The sequence below is a fragment of the Variovorax sp. V35 genome (genome assembly GCF_041154465.1).
Classification (GTDB): Bacteria; Pseudomonadota; Gammaproteobacteria; order Burkholderiales; family Burkholderiaceae_C; genus Variovorax; species Variovorax boronicumulans.
Window position 1 is genome coordinate 6,931,304 of sequence record NZ_AP028666.1, and the last position, 12,969, is coordinate 6,944,272.

At 66.5% G+C, this 12,969-nt stretch carries 13 protein-coding genes and 1 tRNA gene; 7 read left to right on the forward strand and 7 right to left on the reverse strand.

Annotation, left to right across the window (positions count from 1 at the left end):
* Nucleotides 1-42 precede the first annotated feature (42 nt).
* Nucleotides 43-1,077, forward strand: coding sequence for a Bug family tripartite tricarboxylate transporter substrate binding protein (locus ACAM42_RS32070; RefSeq protein ID WP_369630557.1), 1,035 nt, complete (start codon nt 43-45; stop codon nt 1,075-1,077).
* Between the two features lie 125 nt (nt 1,078-1,202).
* On the opposite strand, the gene ACAM42_RS32075 is transcribed toward ACAM42_RS32070, so the two are convergent.
* Nucleotides 1,203-1,532 carry a DUF1840 domain-containing protein gene (locus tag ACAM42_RS32075; protein ID WP_070062980.1) on the reverse strand — a complete coding sequence of 110 codons (330 nt, stop codon included), beginning with the start codon at nt 1,530-1,532 and terminating at the stop codon, nt 1,203-1,205.
* 17 nt (nt 1,533-1,549) lie between these two features.
* Nucleotides 1,550-2,818 (reverse strand): class I SAM-dependent methyltransferase, encoded by a 1,269-nt coding sequence (locus ACAM42_RS32080; RefSeq protein WP_062474832.1) that lies wholly within the window; start codon nt 2,816-2,818, stop codon nt 1,550-1,552.
* Nucleotides 2,819-2,937: 119 nt separating this feature from the next.
* Here ACAM42_RS32080 and ACAM42_RS32085 point away from each other — a divergent pair, with 119 nt between their 5' ends.
* Genes ACAM42_RS32085 through ACAM42_RS32110 form a run of 6 tightly spaced genes read left to right on the forward strand, consistent with a single transcriptional unit; the run spans nt 2,938 to nt 9,884 of the window.
* On the forward strand, nt 2,938-5,322 hold the full coding sequence (locus ACAM42_RS32085; protein ID WP_369630558.1) for a bifunctional salicylyl-CoA 5-hydroxylase/oxidoreductase: 2,385 nt from the start codon (nt 2,938-2,940) through the stop codon (nt 5,320-5,322).
* Between the two features lies 1 nt (nt 5,323).
* Complete coding sequence (locus ACAM42_RS32090; RefSeq protein ID WP_101491458.1) at nt 5,324-5,803, forward strand: MarR family winged helix-turn-helix transcriptional regulator; 480 nt, start codon at nt 5,324-5,326, stop codon at nt 5,801-5,803.
* A complete protein-coding gene (locus tag ACAM42_RS32095) occupies nt 5,800-6,654 on the forward strand; it encodes an enoyl-CoA hydratase family protein (RefSeq protein ID WP_139700614.1) in 855 nt (284 codons plus the stop codon). The genes ACAM42_RS32090 and ACAM42_RS32095 overlap by 4 nt, the downstream gene beginning before the upstream one ends.
* An 8-nt stretch (nt 6,655-6,662) precedes the next feature.
* Nucleotides 6,663-7,856: an acyl-CoA dehydrogenase family protein gene (locus tag ACAM42_RS32100; RefSeq protein ID WP_307582028.1), complete on the forward strand. Its 1,194-nt coding sequence runs from the start codon at nt 6,663-6,665 to the stop codon at nt 7,854-7,856.
* 4 nt (nt 7,857-7,860) lie between these two features.
* Nucleotides 7,861-9,489, forward strand: a complete 1,629-nt coding sequence (locus ACAM42_RS32105) for an AMP-binding protein (RefSeq protein WP_369630559.1) — start codon at nt 7,861-7,863, stop codon at nt 9,487-9,489.
* Nucleotides 9,486-9,884, forward strand: a complete 399-nt coding sequence (locus ACAM42_RS32110; RefSeq protein ID WP_056576966.1) for a RidA family protein — start codon at nt 9,486-9,488, stop codon at nt 9,882-9,884. The genes ACAM42_RS32105 and ACAM42_RS32110 overlap by 4 nt, the downstream gene beginning before the upstream one ends.
* A 204-nt stretch (nt 9,885-10,088) precedes the next feature.
* Here the strand turns inward: ACAM42_RS32110 and ACAM42_RS32115 are convergent.
* The 5 genes from ACAM42_RS32115 to rpsK form a co-directional block, all read right to left on the reverse strand.
* A tRNA-Met gene (locus ACAM42_RS32115) sits at nt 10,089-10,165 on the reverse strand.
* 18 nt (nt 10,166-10,183) lie between these two features.
* Nucleotides 10,184-10,582 (reverse strand): 50S ribosomal protein L17, encoded by a 399-nt coding sequence (gene rplQ, locus ACAM42_RS32120; RefSeq protein WP_056576970.1) that lies wholly within the window; start codon nt 10,580-10,582, stop codon nt 10,184-10,186.
* An 87-nt stretch (nt 10,583-10,669) separates the two neighbouring features.
* Nucleotides 10,670-11,659: a DNA-directed RNA polymerase subunit alpha gene (gene rpoA / locus ACAM42_RS32125; RefSeq protein WP_056576973.1), complete on the reverse strand. Its 990-nt coding sequence runs from the start codon at nt 11,657-11,659 to the stop codon at nt 10,670-10,672.
* Between the two features lie 142 nt (nt 11,660-11,801).
* The gene (gene rpsD, locus ACAM42_RS32130) at nt 11,802-12,425 is read right to left on the reverse strand and encodes a 30S ribosomal protein S4 (RefSeq protein WP_056576976.1); all 624 of its coding nucleotides are present in this window, start codon (nt 12,423-12,425) and stop codon (nt 11,802-11,804) included.
* Nucleotides 12,426-12,555: 130 nt separating this feature from the next.
* A complete protein-coding gene (gene rpsK, locus ACAM42_RS32135) occupies nt 12,556-12,960 on the reverse strand; it encodes a 30S ribosomal protein S11 (protein ID WP_009124825.1) in 405 nt (134 codons plus the stop codon).
* Between the last annotated feature and the right edge of the window lie 9 nt (nt 12,961-12,969).

Consider the following 12,969-nt stretch of genomic DNA (forward strand, 5'->3'; position numbering starts at 1 on the left):
TTACTCGCGACGCCTTTGGCGCCCCCCTGTACAAAGGCGCGCATGACTTCCATCTCCCGCTCTTCTTCCGTCACTTCATCCACCCGCCGCTTCGCGCTCGTCGCCACGGCGGCGGCCACCCTCGCGCTGCTGGGCGGCGCCGCACACGCGCAGGCCACCTGGCCGACCAAGCCGGTGCGCATCGTCGTGCCCTTCGCGGCCGGCGGCACCACCGACATCCTGGCGCGCGCCGTGGCGCCCGAGCTCTCGAAGGCCTTCGGCCAGCAGTTCATCGTGGACAACCGCGCGGGCGCCGGCGGCAACGTGGGCGCCGAGATCGTCGCGCGCTCGCCCAACGACGGCTACACGCTGCTGATGGGCACGGTGGGCACGCACGGCATCAACCGCGCGCTGTACCCCAAGCTCCCCTTCGACCCGATCAAGGACTTCGTGCCGATCACCCTGGTGGCCGCCGTGCCGAACGTGATGGAGATGAACGCCGAGAAAGCCAAGTCGCTGAACATCCGCAACGTGCAGGACTTCCTCAAGTACGCCAAGGCCAACCCGGGCAAGCTCAACATGGCCTCGAGCGGCAGCGGCACGTCGATCCACCTGGCGGGCGAGCTGTTCAAGAGCATGACGGGCACCTTCATGACGCACATCCCGTACCGGGGCTCGGGCCCGGCGCTGCTCGACCTGGTGGGCGGCAGCGCCGACCTGATGTTCGACAACCTGCCTTCGTCGATGGCGCAGATCAAGGGCGGCAAGCTCACGCCGCTGGCCGTGACCAGCGCCCAGCGCTCGCCCGCGCTGCCCGATGTGCCGACGGTGGCAGAAGCCGGCGGCCCCGCGCTCAAGGGCTACGAGGCGAGCTCATGGTTCGGATTGCTGGCGCCGGCCGGCACATCGCCGGAGATCGTGAACCGCATCCAGCAGGAAGTGGCCAAGTCGCTGGGCACGCCGGCGATCAAGGAAAAGATGCTGACCCAGGGCGCGATCCCGAGCGGCAATTCGCCGGCGGACTTCACGAAGCTCATTGCGAGTGAGCATGTGAAGTGGGCGAAGGTCGTGAAAGACTCCGGCGCAAAGGTGGACTAACCCCCAGTCTTCGCGCACTTCGTGTCGCTACGCCAACCCCCTTGCAGGGGGCAACACCTGCGGCCCGGCAAAGCCGGTTCCGCGGTGTTCCTCGAAAAGACAGGGTGACTTGCTGAGGTCGGGGCTCAGGTCCCCCAGGTCACATCCTTGCTCTCGGCCTGCGAGTCCTTGAGCATGTGCAGCAGCGGTGCGGCGCGCTGGTGCAGGCCGACATGCTGCTTCTCGGCGTCGGCGTCGTGGCCTTCGACGACGTGTTCGTCGTGGTTGTGCGGCGCAGGCTTGCTGCTTTCGAGCGCCAGTGCGGCTTCGAGAGCGGCAATGGCGCCGGGGATCTGCTCGACCGTGATGATGCCCTGCGGCGCGGCCGGCTTGCCGACGATGTCGAGCAGCTGGCGCGCATGCACCTCGAGCATCACGAAGTCTGGGGCGGCCCGGGATTTGAAGCGGTAGAGCATGGTGGTGGTGTCCTCACTTATTTGTAGATGTAGTCACGGGCAAAAGGGTACACCGATTGCGCACCGCGCAAGGCACCGTGTTCGACCTTGCCGTCGGGCTTGGTCGACAGCATCTGGTGCAGCGAGATCCAGCCCTGCTCGAAGCTCATCGCCGAGCCCGCGAGGTACAGGCGGTAGGCGCGAAGGATGCGCTCGGCGTTCTCGCCCTGGCGCCCGCCGCTGCGGCCCAGCACTTCGCGCGCGGCATCGAGCTGCGCCTCGAGCGCGTCCGACCACGCCCACAGCGTGCGCGCGTAGTGCGGGCGCAGGCTCTCGGTGTCGACCATCTCCAGCCCGGCTGCCGCGGTCTCGCGCAGCACGTGCGTCACGTGCAGCAGCTCGCCGCCGGGGAAGATGTACTTCTCGATGAAGTCGCCCATGCCCGCGCCGAGCTGGCGGTAGTTCAGCTCGCCCGAGGTGATGCCGTGGTTGAGCACCAGGCCGCCCGGCTTGAGCAAGGTGTGGATCTTGTGGAAGTAGGTCGGCATGTTGGCCGCGCCCACGTGCTCGAACATGCCCACCGACGAGATCTTGTCGAAGGGCTGGTCGTCGGGCAGCTCGCGGTAGTCGCGCAGCTCCACGCGCACGCGGCCCTGCAGCCCTTTTTCCTCGATGAGCCGCTGCACGTGCGCATGCTGGTTCTTCGACAGCGTGATGCCGGTGGCGTCCACGCCGTAGTGCTCGGCCGCCCACAGCAGCAGCGCGCCCCAGCCGGAACCGATGTCCAGGTAGCGCTCGCCGGGCTGCAGCATGAGCTTGCGGCAGATGTGGTCGAGCTTGGCCTCCTGCGCCTGCGCCAGCGTGAGCTCGGGCGTGCGGAAGTAGGCGCATGAATAGACGCGGCGCGGGTCCAGCCACAGCGCGTAGAAATCGTCGGAGACGTCGTAGTGGAACTCGATCTGCGCGGCGTCCTTGCGCAGCGAGTGCGAGCCGCGCGACTTGGCGCGGCGCTGCAAGCGGCTCCACCAGGTGGTGTCGGTCTCGGCCGGGTTGCCGGGCAACAGGCCGACGGTGGCGTCGATCAGGTCGCGCATGGCGCCCTCGATCTGCACCTTGCCCTCGACGTAGGCCTCGCCGATGGCCCCGACCTGCCGGCCGGCCAGCTTGGCCAGCACCGACCACTCCTTGAAAGCCAGCGTCACGCGTGAACCCGCCTGGGCGACCCGGCGCCCGTCGGGCAGCTCCAGTGCGATGGGCACGGGCAGCGAGGCCAGCTGCGACTCGATCTTGGGTATCAAGTGTTGCATGCGTCCATGGTATTGATTTTTCCAAGGATTTGCATGACATCGCGCAGCCGCGCGGGACGCAGGCCTCTGCAGAGAAGCCCTCGTTGACAACAGATTGTTTATGCCTAAACTATTCAACCATGAACAGCTTGACCTCCCCCCGCCTCGCGCCCGCCTCGGACCTCCAGCGCATCCTGTGCATCGGTGGGGGTCCAGCCGGCCTGTATTTCGCCCTGCTGATGAAGGCCCGCAACCCGGCGCTGCAGATCACCGTGGTCGAACGCAACCGCCCCTTCGACACCTTCGGCTGGGGCGTGGTGCTCAGTGACCAGACGCTGGGCAACCTGCGCGAAGCCGACGGCCCGACTGCCGCGCTCATCGGCAACGAGTTCCACCACTGGGACGACATCCAGGTCTTCTTCAAGGACCGCCAGGTGCGCTCGGGCGGCCACGGCTTCTGCGGCATCGGCCGCAAGCGCCTCTTGAACATCCTGCAGGAACGCTGCCTCGAACTCGGCGTGGAACTGGTCTTCGAAACCGACGCCACCGACGACCAGGCCATTGCCGCGCAGTACAAGGCCGACCTGGTCATTGCCAGCGACGGCCTCAACAGCCGCATCCGCCAGCGCTACGCCGACGTGTTCAAGCCCGACATCGACCTGCGCAACTGCCGCTTCGTCTGGCTGGGCACGCACCAGACCTTCGACGCCTTCACCTTCGCCTTCGAACAGACCGAGCACGGCTGGTTCCAGGCGCATGCCTACCAGTTCGACGACAAGACCTCGACCTTCATCGTCGAGACGCCCGAAGCCGTGTGGAAGGCCCACGGCCTCGACCAGATGGAACAGCCCGAAGCCATCGCCTTCTGCGAGAAGCTGTTCGCCAAGTACCTGGGCGGCCACGCGCTCATCAGCAACGCCACGCACCTGCGCGGCTCGGCCAACTGGATCCGCTTTCCGCGCGTGGTGTGCGAGCGCTGGACGCATCGCATCGACGTCGAAGGCCGCTCGGTGCCCGTCGTGCTCATGGGCGACGCCGCGCACACGGCGCACTTCTCGATCGGCTCGGGCACCAAGCTCGCGCTCGAAGACGCCATCGACCTGGCCAACGAATTCGCGCAGGGCGGCACTGTCGACCATGTGCTCGAAGGCTATGAAGCACGCCGCAGCGTCGAGGTGCTGAAGATCCAGAACGCCGCGCGCAACTCCACCGAATGGTTCGAGAACGTGCCGCGCTACACGGGCATGGAGATCGAGCAGTTCGCCTACTCGCTGCTCACGCGCTCGCAGCGCATCAGCCACGAGAACCTGCGCGTGCGCGACACGCAATGGCTCGGCGGCTACGAGCAGTGGCTGGCGGGCGGCAAGGCCGTGGCGCCGATGCTGATGCCGCTGAAGGTGCGCGGCCTCGAGCTGAAGAACCGCATCGTGGTCTCGCCGATGGCGACCTACAGCGCGGTCGACGGCGTGCCGCAAGACTTCCTGCTGGTGCACCTGGGCGCGCGCGCACTCGGCGGCGCCGCGATGGTCTGCGTCGAGATGACGAGCCCGACGCCCGAAGGCCGCATCACGCCGGCCTGCACGGGCCTGTACAACGACACGCAGCAGGCCGCGTTCAAGCGCATCGTCGACTTCGTGCACACGCAGTCGAGCGCCAAGATCGCGCTCCAGCTCGGCCACAGCGGCCCCAAGGGCTCGACGCGCGTGGGCTGGGAAGGCACCGACGAACCCCTCGAAAGCGGCAACTGGCCTGTGCTCGGCGCGAGCGCCCTGCCCTACGGTGAACAGAACCAGCTGCCGGCCGCGATCACGCGCGCCGAGATGGACACGCTGCGCGACCAGTTCGTCGACTCGACACGCCGCGCGGTCGAATGCGGCTTCGACTGGCTCGAGCTGCACTGCGCGCACGGCTACCTGCTGTCGGCCTTCATCAGCCCGCTCACCAACCAGCGCACCGACGAGTACGGCGGCGACATCGACGCGCGCTGCCGCTACCCGCTCGAAGTGTTCCGCGCGATGCGCGCCGTGTGGCCGGCCGACAAGCCGATGAGCGTGCGCATCTCGGCCCACGACTGGGCACCGGGCGGCAACACCGACGCCGACGCAGTGGTCGTCGCGCGCCTCTTCAAGGAGGCCGGCGCCGACTTCATCGACGTCTCTTCCGGTCAGACAACGCGCGATGCGAAGCCCGTGTACGGCCGCATGTACCAGACGCCGTTCGCCGACCGCATCCGCAACGAGGTCGGCATCTCGACCATCGCCGTGGGCGCCATCACCGACGCCGACCAGGCCAACAGCATCATCGCCGCCGGCCGCGCCGACCTGTGCGCCGTGGCGCGCCCACACCTGGCCGACCCGGCCTGGACGCTGCACGAAGCCGCCAAGCTGCAAAGCCGCGACGTCGACTGGCCCAAGCAGTACCTGAGCGGCCGCGACCAGATGTACCGCGAGATCGCCAAGCAGCAGCAGATCGCCGCGGCCACCGCTGCCGCGGGCCGCGCGGCCGACGCCGAAGAGACGCACTGACATGGACCTCGAAGCACGCGCCCACAGCGAGCACCCCGAGGCGCTACGCCTCTGGCTGCGCATGCTCACCTGCACGCAGCTGGTGGAAAAGCAGGTGCGCAACGGACTGCGCGCGCAGTTCGCCACCACGCTGCCGCGCTTCGATCTCATGTCGCAGCTCGAGCGCTCGCCCGACGGCCTGAAGATGAACGAGCTCTCGCGCCGCATGATGGTCACGGGCGGCAACGTCACCGGCATCACCGACCAGCTCGTGACCGAAGGGCTGGTGGAGCGCATCAACGTCGAGGGCGACCGCCGCGCCTGGCGCGTGCGCCTCACGCCGCGCGGACGCAAGCTCTTCAACGAGATGGCGCAGCAGCACGAAGACTGGATCGTCGAGGCTTTCTCGAGCCTCAACCCCAAGGAGATCGCGCAGCTTCACAAGCTGCTCGGCAAGGTCAAGCAACATTCCCACAGCAGCCAATTGGCGGAGACCGCATGAAGCACTACATCGGCGCAAGCAATCCCATGCGCGCGCAATTCGAACCCAAGGCCGACTACAAGGCCGAGCACTTTGCCTGGCGTTTCGAGGCCGGCGTCGGCACCATCACGCTGAACCGCCCCGAGCGCAAGAACCCGCTGACCTTCGACTCGTACGCCGAGCTGCGCGACCTGTTCCGCGCGCTGACCTACGCGACCGACGTGAAGGTGATCGTCGTCACCGGCGCTGGCGGCAACTTCTGCTCGGGCGGCGACGTGCATGAAATCATCGGCCCGCTGACCGGCATGCGCATGCCCGAGCTGCTCGAGTTCACGCGCATGACGGGCGACCTCGTGAAGGCCATCCGCAACTGCCCGCAGCCGATCGTCGGCGCCATCGACGGCGTGTGCGCCGGCGCCGGCGCGATGATCGCGCTGGCCTGCGACCTGCGCTACGGCACGCCCGCCACGCGCACCGCGTTCCTGTTCACCCGCGTGGGCCTGGCCGGCGCCGACATGGGCGCCTGCGCACTGCTGCCGCGCGTGATCGGCCAGGGCCGCGCCTCGGAGCTGCTGTTCACCGGCCGCGCCATGACCGCCGACGAAGGCCAGGCCTGGGGCTTCTTCAACGCACTGCACGACAGCGCCTCGCTGCTCGACGCCGCCACCAAGGTGGCGCGCGACCTGGCCGAAGGCCCGAGCTTCGCGCACGGCATGACCAAGACGATGCTGTCGCAGGAATGGTCGATGACCATCGACCAGGCCATCGAGGCCGAAGCGCAGGCGCAGGCGATCTGCATGCAGACCGAAGACTTCAAGCGCGCCTACGAGGCCTTCGCGGCCAAGCGCAAGCCGGTGTTCGGCGGAGACTGACGCGCATCATGATGACCAAGATCCCCGCCCCACCGTCGACCGCGCACCTCGCGCTGCCGTTCTTCGACGACGCGCACCGCGCGCTCGCCAACGACCTGCTGCCCTGGTGCGCCGCCCAGGAGATCGATGAGCGCGACGACCGCGCGGCCTGCCGCGAATGGGTGCGCCGCCTCGGCGACGCCGGCTGGCTGCGCTATGCGGTGCCGGGCAGTGCCGGCGGCGCGCTCGAGCGCCTCGATTCGCGCGCGCTCGTGCTGCTGCGCGAAACGCTCGGCTACCACTCGCCACTGGCCGACTTCGCGTTCGCGATGCAGGGCCTGGGCAGCGGCGCGATCACGCTGGACGGCACGCCCGAGCAGCAGTCGCAGTACCTCACGGCGGTCGGCAAGGGCGCGAAGATCGCGGCCTTCGCGCTCAGCGAACCCGAAGCCGGCTCCGACGTGGCAGCGATGGCGATGCGCGCCGAGCCCACCGCCGACGGCTGGCGCCTGAACGGCGAGAAGACCTGGATCAGCAACGGCGGCATCGCCGACTTCTACTGCGTGTTCGCCAAGACCGACCCCACGGCCGGCACGCGCGGCATCACGGTGTTCATCGTCGACGCGACGACGCCGGGGCTCGACACCTCGGCCCACATCGACGTGATGGCGCCGCACCCGCTGGCCACTCTGCGCTTCGACAACTGCGTCGTGCCGCGCACGGCGCAGCTGGGCACGCTGAACGGCGGCTTCAAGCTCGCGATGCGCACGCTCGACATCTTCCGCGCCTCGGTGGCTGCCGCCGCGCTCGGCATGGGTCGCCGCGCGCTGGCCGAAGCCATCGCGCATGCCAAGGGTCGCCGCATGTTCGGCCAGACGCTGGCCGACTTCCAGCTCACGCAGGCCAAGCTCGGCGAGATGGCCGCGCTGATCGACAGCGCCGCGCTGCTCACCTACCGCGCCGCCTGGATGCGCGACGACGCGGAGCGCCGCGGCGCGCCGGCAGTCGGCGACGTGTCGGCCGCTGCCGCCATGGCCAAGATGTGCGCCACCGAGAACGCGAGCCGCGTGATCGACATGGCGCTGCAGATGCACGGTGGCCTCGGCGTGAAGGTCGGCACCAAGATCGAAAGCCTGTACCGGGACATCCGCTCGCTGCGCATTTACGAAGGCGCGACGGAAGTCCAGCAACTGATCATCGGCAAATCCGTTTTGCGGGGGTGAAACTGTGTCTGCCCAAGTCGATCGCTTCGTTCATGACCGCCTGCCGCCTGCCGCGCAGCTGCCGGTCTTTCGCTACGACCTGCCCGAACTGCAGTTCCCCGACCAGCTGAACCTGGTCGAGGAGCTGCTGGACAAGGCGGTCGCCAAGGGCTTCGGCGACCGGCCGATGCTGCGCTCGCCCGCCGGCGTGCTCACCTACGCCCAGGCGGGCGTCGAGGTGAACCGCATCGCCCAGGTGCTGGCCGAGGATCTCGGGCTGGTGCCCGGCAACCGCGTGCTGCTGCGTGGCGGCAACTCGGTGTGGATGGCGCTGTCGTGGCTGGCCGTGGTCAAGGCCGGGCTGATCGCGGTGGCGACCATGCCGCTGCTGCGCGCCAAGGAACTCGGCGAGATCATCGAGAAATCGCAGCCCGTGGCCGCGCTGTGCGAAGGCCGCCTGCTCGAGGAGCTGGTGGCTGCGCAGAAGGCGCACCCGGTGCTCGCGACGGTGATTGCCTTCAACCAGCCCGACGCACCCGATTCGCTGTCGGCACGCGCGGCCGGCAAGAGTGGCGTGTTCCCCGCCTGCCCCACGGCGGCCGACGACATCGCGCTGCTGGCCTTCACCTCGGGCACCACGGGCAAGCCCAAGGCACCCGTCACCACGCACCGCGACGTGGTCGCCATGTGCCAGACCTGGCCGCGCCACGTGCTGCGCGCGCGCAGCGACGACATCGTGGTCGGCACGCCGCCGCTGGCGTTCACCTTCGGGCTCGGCGGGCTGCTGATCTTCCCGATGTGGGCCGGTGCGTCGGTGTACTTTCCCGACGGCGCCTTCTCGCCCGAAGCGCTCGTGAAGCTCATCAACGAGGTCGGCGCGACCATCTGCTACACCGCGCCCACCTTCTATCGCCAGATGGCGCCCTTCGTCCGGCAGCACGGGGCGCCGAGCCTGCGCATCTGCGTGAGCGCAGGCGAGGCGCTTCCCGACGCCACGCGCCAACTCTGGAAGGAGACCACCGGCATCGAGATGCTCGACGGCATCGGCGGCACCGAGGTGTTCCACATCTACATCTCGGCCGCCGGCGACGAAGTGCGCCGCGGCGCCGTCGGCAAGGCGGTGCCGGGTTTCACGGCCAAGGTGGTCGACAACCAAGGCAACGAAGTGCCGCGCGGCACGGTCGGCAAGCTGGCGCTGCAAGGCCCGGTCGGCTGCCGCTACCTCGACGATCCGCGCCAGGGCGACTACGTGAAGAACGGCTGGAACTACCCCGGCGACTCCTTCGTGCAGGATGACGACGGCTACTTCTTCTATCAGGCGCGTGCGGACGACATGATCATCACGGCCGGCTACAACGTCGGCGGCCCGGAAGTGGAAGATGCGCTGCTCAAGCACCCGGCCGTGGCCGAGTGCGGCGTGATCGGCAAGCCCGACACCGACCGGGGCATGATCGTGAAGGCCTTCTGCGTGCTCAAGCCCGGCAACACCGGCGACGCAGCGATGGTGAAGGCCCTCCAGGACCACGTGAAAGCCACCATCGCCCCCTTCAAGTACCCGCGGGAGATCGAGTTCGTGACGGCGCTGCCGCGCACCGAAACCGGCAAACTCCAGCGCTTCAAATTGAGACAACTCAACAGCAACACACCATCATGACGAACAAACTCATTCAGCCTCCGGGCTGGCTGCCCCCGAAGGGCTATGCAAACGGCATCGCGGCGCGCGGCACCCAGGTGTTCGTCGGCGGCCAGATCGGCTGGAATGCCCAGCAGCAGTTCGAATCCGACGACTTCATCGACCAGTGCGGCCAGGCGCTGCGCAACATCGCCGAGGTGCTGCGCGAAGCCGGTGCCGGCCCCGAGCACATGGTGCGCATGACCTGGTACGTGACGGATCGCGACGAGTACAGCCGGCGCCTGTCCGAGCTCGGCCCGGTCTACCGCGACGCGCTGGGCCGCAACTTCCCGGCCATGACCTGCGTGCAGGTGGCGGCGCTGGTGGAACACCGCGCGAAGGTGGAGATCGAGGTGACGGCGGTCATTCCGGACTGATCCTGCGCTTGGGCTGCGCGTCAGCGCAGTCTTCAGGCGTCGCTTGCCGCGCACGTTCTCGAAACCGGCCTCTTCGCGGGGCGGGTCCAGAAACAGAAAAGCCCTCTTCGCGAGGGCTTTTTTGTGCCGAATTTCGGCCAGGAATTTCCAAAAGAATTCGGCCAAAGAAAAAGGCCCTTTGATTTCTCAAAGGGCCTTTTAAATTGGTTGCGCGAGCAAGATTTGAACTTGCGACCTTTGGGTTATGAGCCCAACGAGCTACCAGGCTGCTCCATCGCGCGGCAAGTATAAATTATAGCTTATTCAGCGGCGTTTTGCTCAGCGCCAGCATCTTTAATTTCAGCACGGTCGACCAGTTCGACGAGCGCCATCGGGGCGTTGTCGCCCACGCGGAAACCCATCTTCAGGATGCGGGTGTAGCCGCCCGGACGCGCGGCGAAACGCGGGCCGAGTTCGCCGAAGAGCTTGACGACGCTGTCGCGGCTGCGCAGGCGGTCGAAGGCCAGGCGCTTGTTGGCGAGCGTGGGCTTCTTGGCCAGGGTGATCATCGGCTCGATGACGCGGCGCAGTTCCTTGGCCTTGGGGACCGTGGTCTTGATGACTTCGTGCTCGATGAGCGAATTCATCATGTTCTGCAGCATCGCGAGGCGGTGCGAGCTGGTGCGGTTGAGTTTGCGGAGTCCGTGTCCGTGACGCATGGTGCTTTTCCTTTACTTTATTAAACAGGCAGCCGTATCAGGTACTGCCCGGGCACGAGCCCTCATGGGCTCAATTCAAAACAAAAATCAACGCTTATCGAGACCGGCCGGCGGCCAGCTTTCAAGCTTCATACCCAAGGTGAGACCGCGCGAAGCGAGGACTTCCTTGATTTCGTTGAGCGACTTGCGACCCAGGTTCGGGGTCTTGAGCAGCTCGTTCTCGGTGCGCTGGATCAGGTCACCGATGTAGTAGATGTTTTCGGCCTTCAGGCAGTTGGCCGAACGCACCGTCAGTTCGAGTTCGTCGACAGGGCGCAGCAGGATCGGATCGAATTGCTGGGCGCTGCGCGGTGCGGGTGCATCGAATGCAGCGAGTTCGCCGCCTTCGAGCTGCGCGAACACGGCGAGCTGTTCAACCAGGATTTTAGCCGATGCGCGAACGGCATCTTCGGCGCTGATCGCACCGTTGGTTTCGATCTCGACCAGCAGCTTGTCCAGGTCGGTACGCTGTTCGACACGAGCGCTTTCGACGGTGTAGCTCACGCGCTTGACGGGCGAGAACGACGCGTCGAGGACGATGCGGCCGATCGACTTGGTCGGCTCGTCGGCGTAGCGGCGCATCGTGCCAGGCACATAGCCGCGACCCTTTTCGACCTTGATCTGCATGTCGAGCTTGCCGCCTTGCGACAGGTGCGCGATCACGTGGTCGGGGTTGATGATCTCGACGTCGTGCGGGGTCTGGATGTCCGATGCGAGGACCGGGCCTTCGCCGTCCTTGCGCAGGCTCAGCGTGACTTCGTCGCGGTTGTGGAGCTTGAACACCACGCCCTTGAGATTCAGCAGGATGTTGACGACATCTTCCTGCACGCCGTCGATCGACGAGTACTCATGCAGAACGCCAGCGATCGTGACTTCGGTGGCCGAGTAGCCGACCATGGACGACAGCAGAACGCGACGCAGCGCGTTGCCGAGCGTGTGGCCGTAGCCGCGCTCGAAAGGCTCGAGCGTGACCTTGGCCTTGTTGGCGGCAAGTTGCTCGACCTGGATGGTCTTGGGTTTCAGCAGGGTGGTTTGCATGCAGACTTCCTCTCAATACCCCCGGCTCGTTACACCGGTAAGGCTGGTGAAGCGCCTGATCCGCAACAGAGTGCGGAGCAGGAACGTGAACAACAATATCAATCTCCCGCCGGCGCAAAGACGCGCAGGCGGGTAGAGAAAATCAACGCGAATACAGTTCGACGATCAGCGATTCGTTGATGTCGGCTGCGAATTCGTCGCGATCCGGGACCTTCTTGAAGGTGCCTTCGGCCTTGTCGGCGTTCACATCGACCCAAGCCGGCATGCCGACTTGCTGGGCGAGTTGCAGCGCTTCGACAATGCGGTTCTGCTTCTTCGACTTTTCGCGCACGGCGATCACGTCACCGGTCTTGACCAGGTACGACGGGATGTTGACCGACTGGCCGTTCACGGTGATCGCCTTGTGCGACACGAGTTGGCGTGCTTCGGCGCGCGTCGAGCCGAAGCCCATGCGGTAGACCACGTTGTCCAGGCGCGACTCGAGGATGAACAGCAGGTTGGCGCCGGTGTTGCCACGGCGACGATCGGCTTCTTCGAAGTAGCGGCGGAATTGCTTCTCGAGCACGCCGTACATGCGCTTGACCTTCTGCTTCTCACGCAGCTGCAGACCGTAGTCGGAGGTGCGCTGACCCGAGGTGCGGCCGTGCTGGCCGGGCTTGGAGTCGAACTTGGCCTTGTCCTGGATCGAACGACGGGCGCTCTTCAGGAACAGGTCGGTGCCTTCACGGCGGGAAAGTTTGGCCTTGGGGCCGAGGTAACGTGCCACGGTATTTCCTTGGTGTCATCTGCCGCAGTTGCCTGCGGGAGCCGTCGGCGGATGTGCCGATGGCGGTGGGCTTAGTGAAAAAACAAATGCGCAGCCGCTCGAAAGCTGGCTGCGCCTTGCGGACTGACGATCAGATGCGGCGACGCTTCTGGGGACGGCAGCCGTTGTGCGGAACGGGCGTCACGTCGGCGATGGAATTGATCCGGATGCCGAGCGCAGCCAGTGCGCGCACCGACGACTCGCGACCAGGACCGGGGCCCTTGATCTCGACGTCGAGGTTCTTGATACCTTGTTCGACAGCAGCACGGCCGGCCACTTCGGAAGCGACCTGCGCAGCGAACGGGGTCGACTTGCGCGAGCCCTTGAAGCCCTGGCCACCCGACGAAGCCCACGACAGGGCGTTGCCCTGGCGATCGGTGATCGTGATGATGGTGTTGTTGAACGAGGCATGCACGTGGGCGATACCGTCCGCAACGTTCTTGCGAACCTTCTTGCGAACGCGCTGTGCGGCGTTGTTTGCAGGTGCTTTAGCCATGCTTGTCTA

What these genes read in the sequence shown, in the direction of transcription:
- ACAM42_RS32070 (WP_369630557.1), top strand. Translation starts at nt 43, where the DNA reads ATGACTTCCATCTCCCGCTCTTCTTCCGTCACTTCATCCACCCGCCGC.
- ACAM42_RS32075 (WP_070062980.1), bottom strand. Translation starts at nt 1,532, where the DNA reads ATGCTCTACCGCTTCAAATCCCGGGCCGCCCCAGACTTCGTGATGCTC.
- ACAM42_RS32080 (WP_062474832.1), bottom strand. Translation starts at nt 2,818, where the DNA reads ATGCAACACTTGATACCCAAGATCGAGTCGCAGCTGGCCTCGCTGCCC.
- ACAM42_RS32085 (WP_369630558.1), top strand. Translation starts at nt 2,938, where the DNA reads ATGAACAGCTTGACCTCCCCCCGCCTCGCGCCCGCCTCGGACCTCCAG.
- ACAM42_RS32090 (WP_101491458.1), top strand. Translation starts at nt 5,324, where the DNA reads ATGGACCTCGAAGCACGCGCCCACAGCGAGCACCCCGAGGCGCTACGC.
- ACAM42_RS32095 (WP_139700614.1), top strand. Translation starts at nt 5,800, where the DNA reads ATGAAGCACTACATCGGCGCAAGCAATCCCATGCGCGCGCAATTCGAA.
- ACAM42_RS32100 (WP_307582028.1), top strand. Translation starts at nt 6,663, where the DNA reads ATGATGACCAAGATCCCCGCCCCACCGTCGACCGCGCACCTCGCGCTG.
- ACAM42_RS32110 (WP_056576966.1), top strand. Translation starts at nt 9,486, where the DNA reads ATGACGAACAAACTCATTCAGCCTCCGGGCTGGCTGCCCCCGAAGGGC.
- rplQ (WP_056576970.1), bottom strand. Translation starts at nt 10,582, where the DNA reads ATGCGTCACGGACACGGACTCCGCAAACTCAACCGCACCAGCTCGCAC.
- rpoA (WP_056576973.1), bottom strand. Translation starts at nt 11,659, where the DNA reads ATGCAAACCACCCTGCTGAAACCCAAGACCATCCAGGTCGAGCAACTT.
- rpsK (WP_009124825.1), bottom strand. Translation starts at nt 12,960, where the DNA reads ATGGCTAAAGCACCTGCAAACAACGCCGCACAGCGCGTTCGCAAGAAG.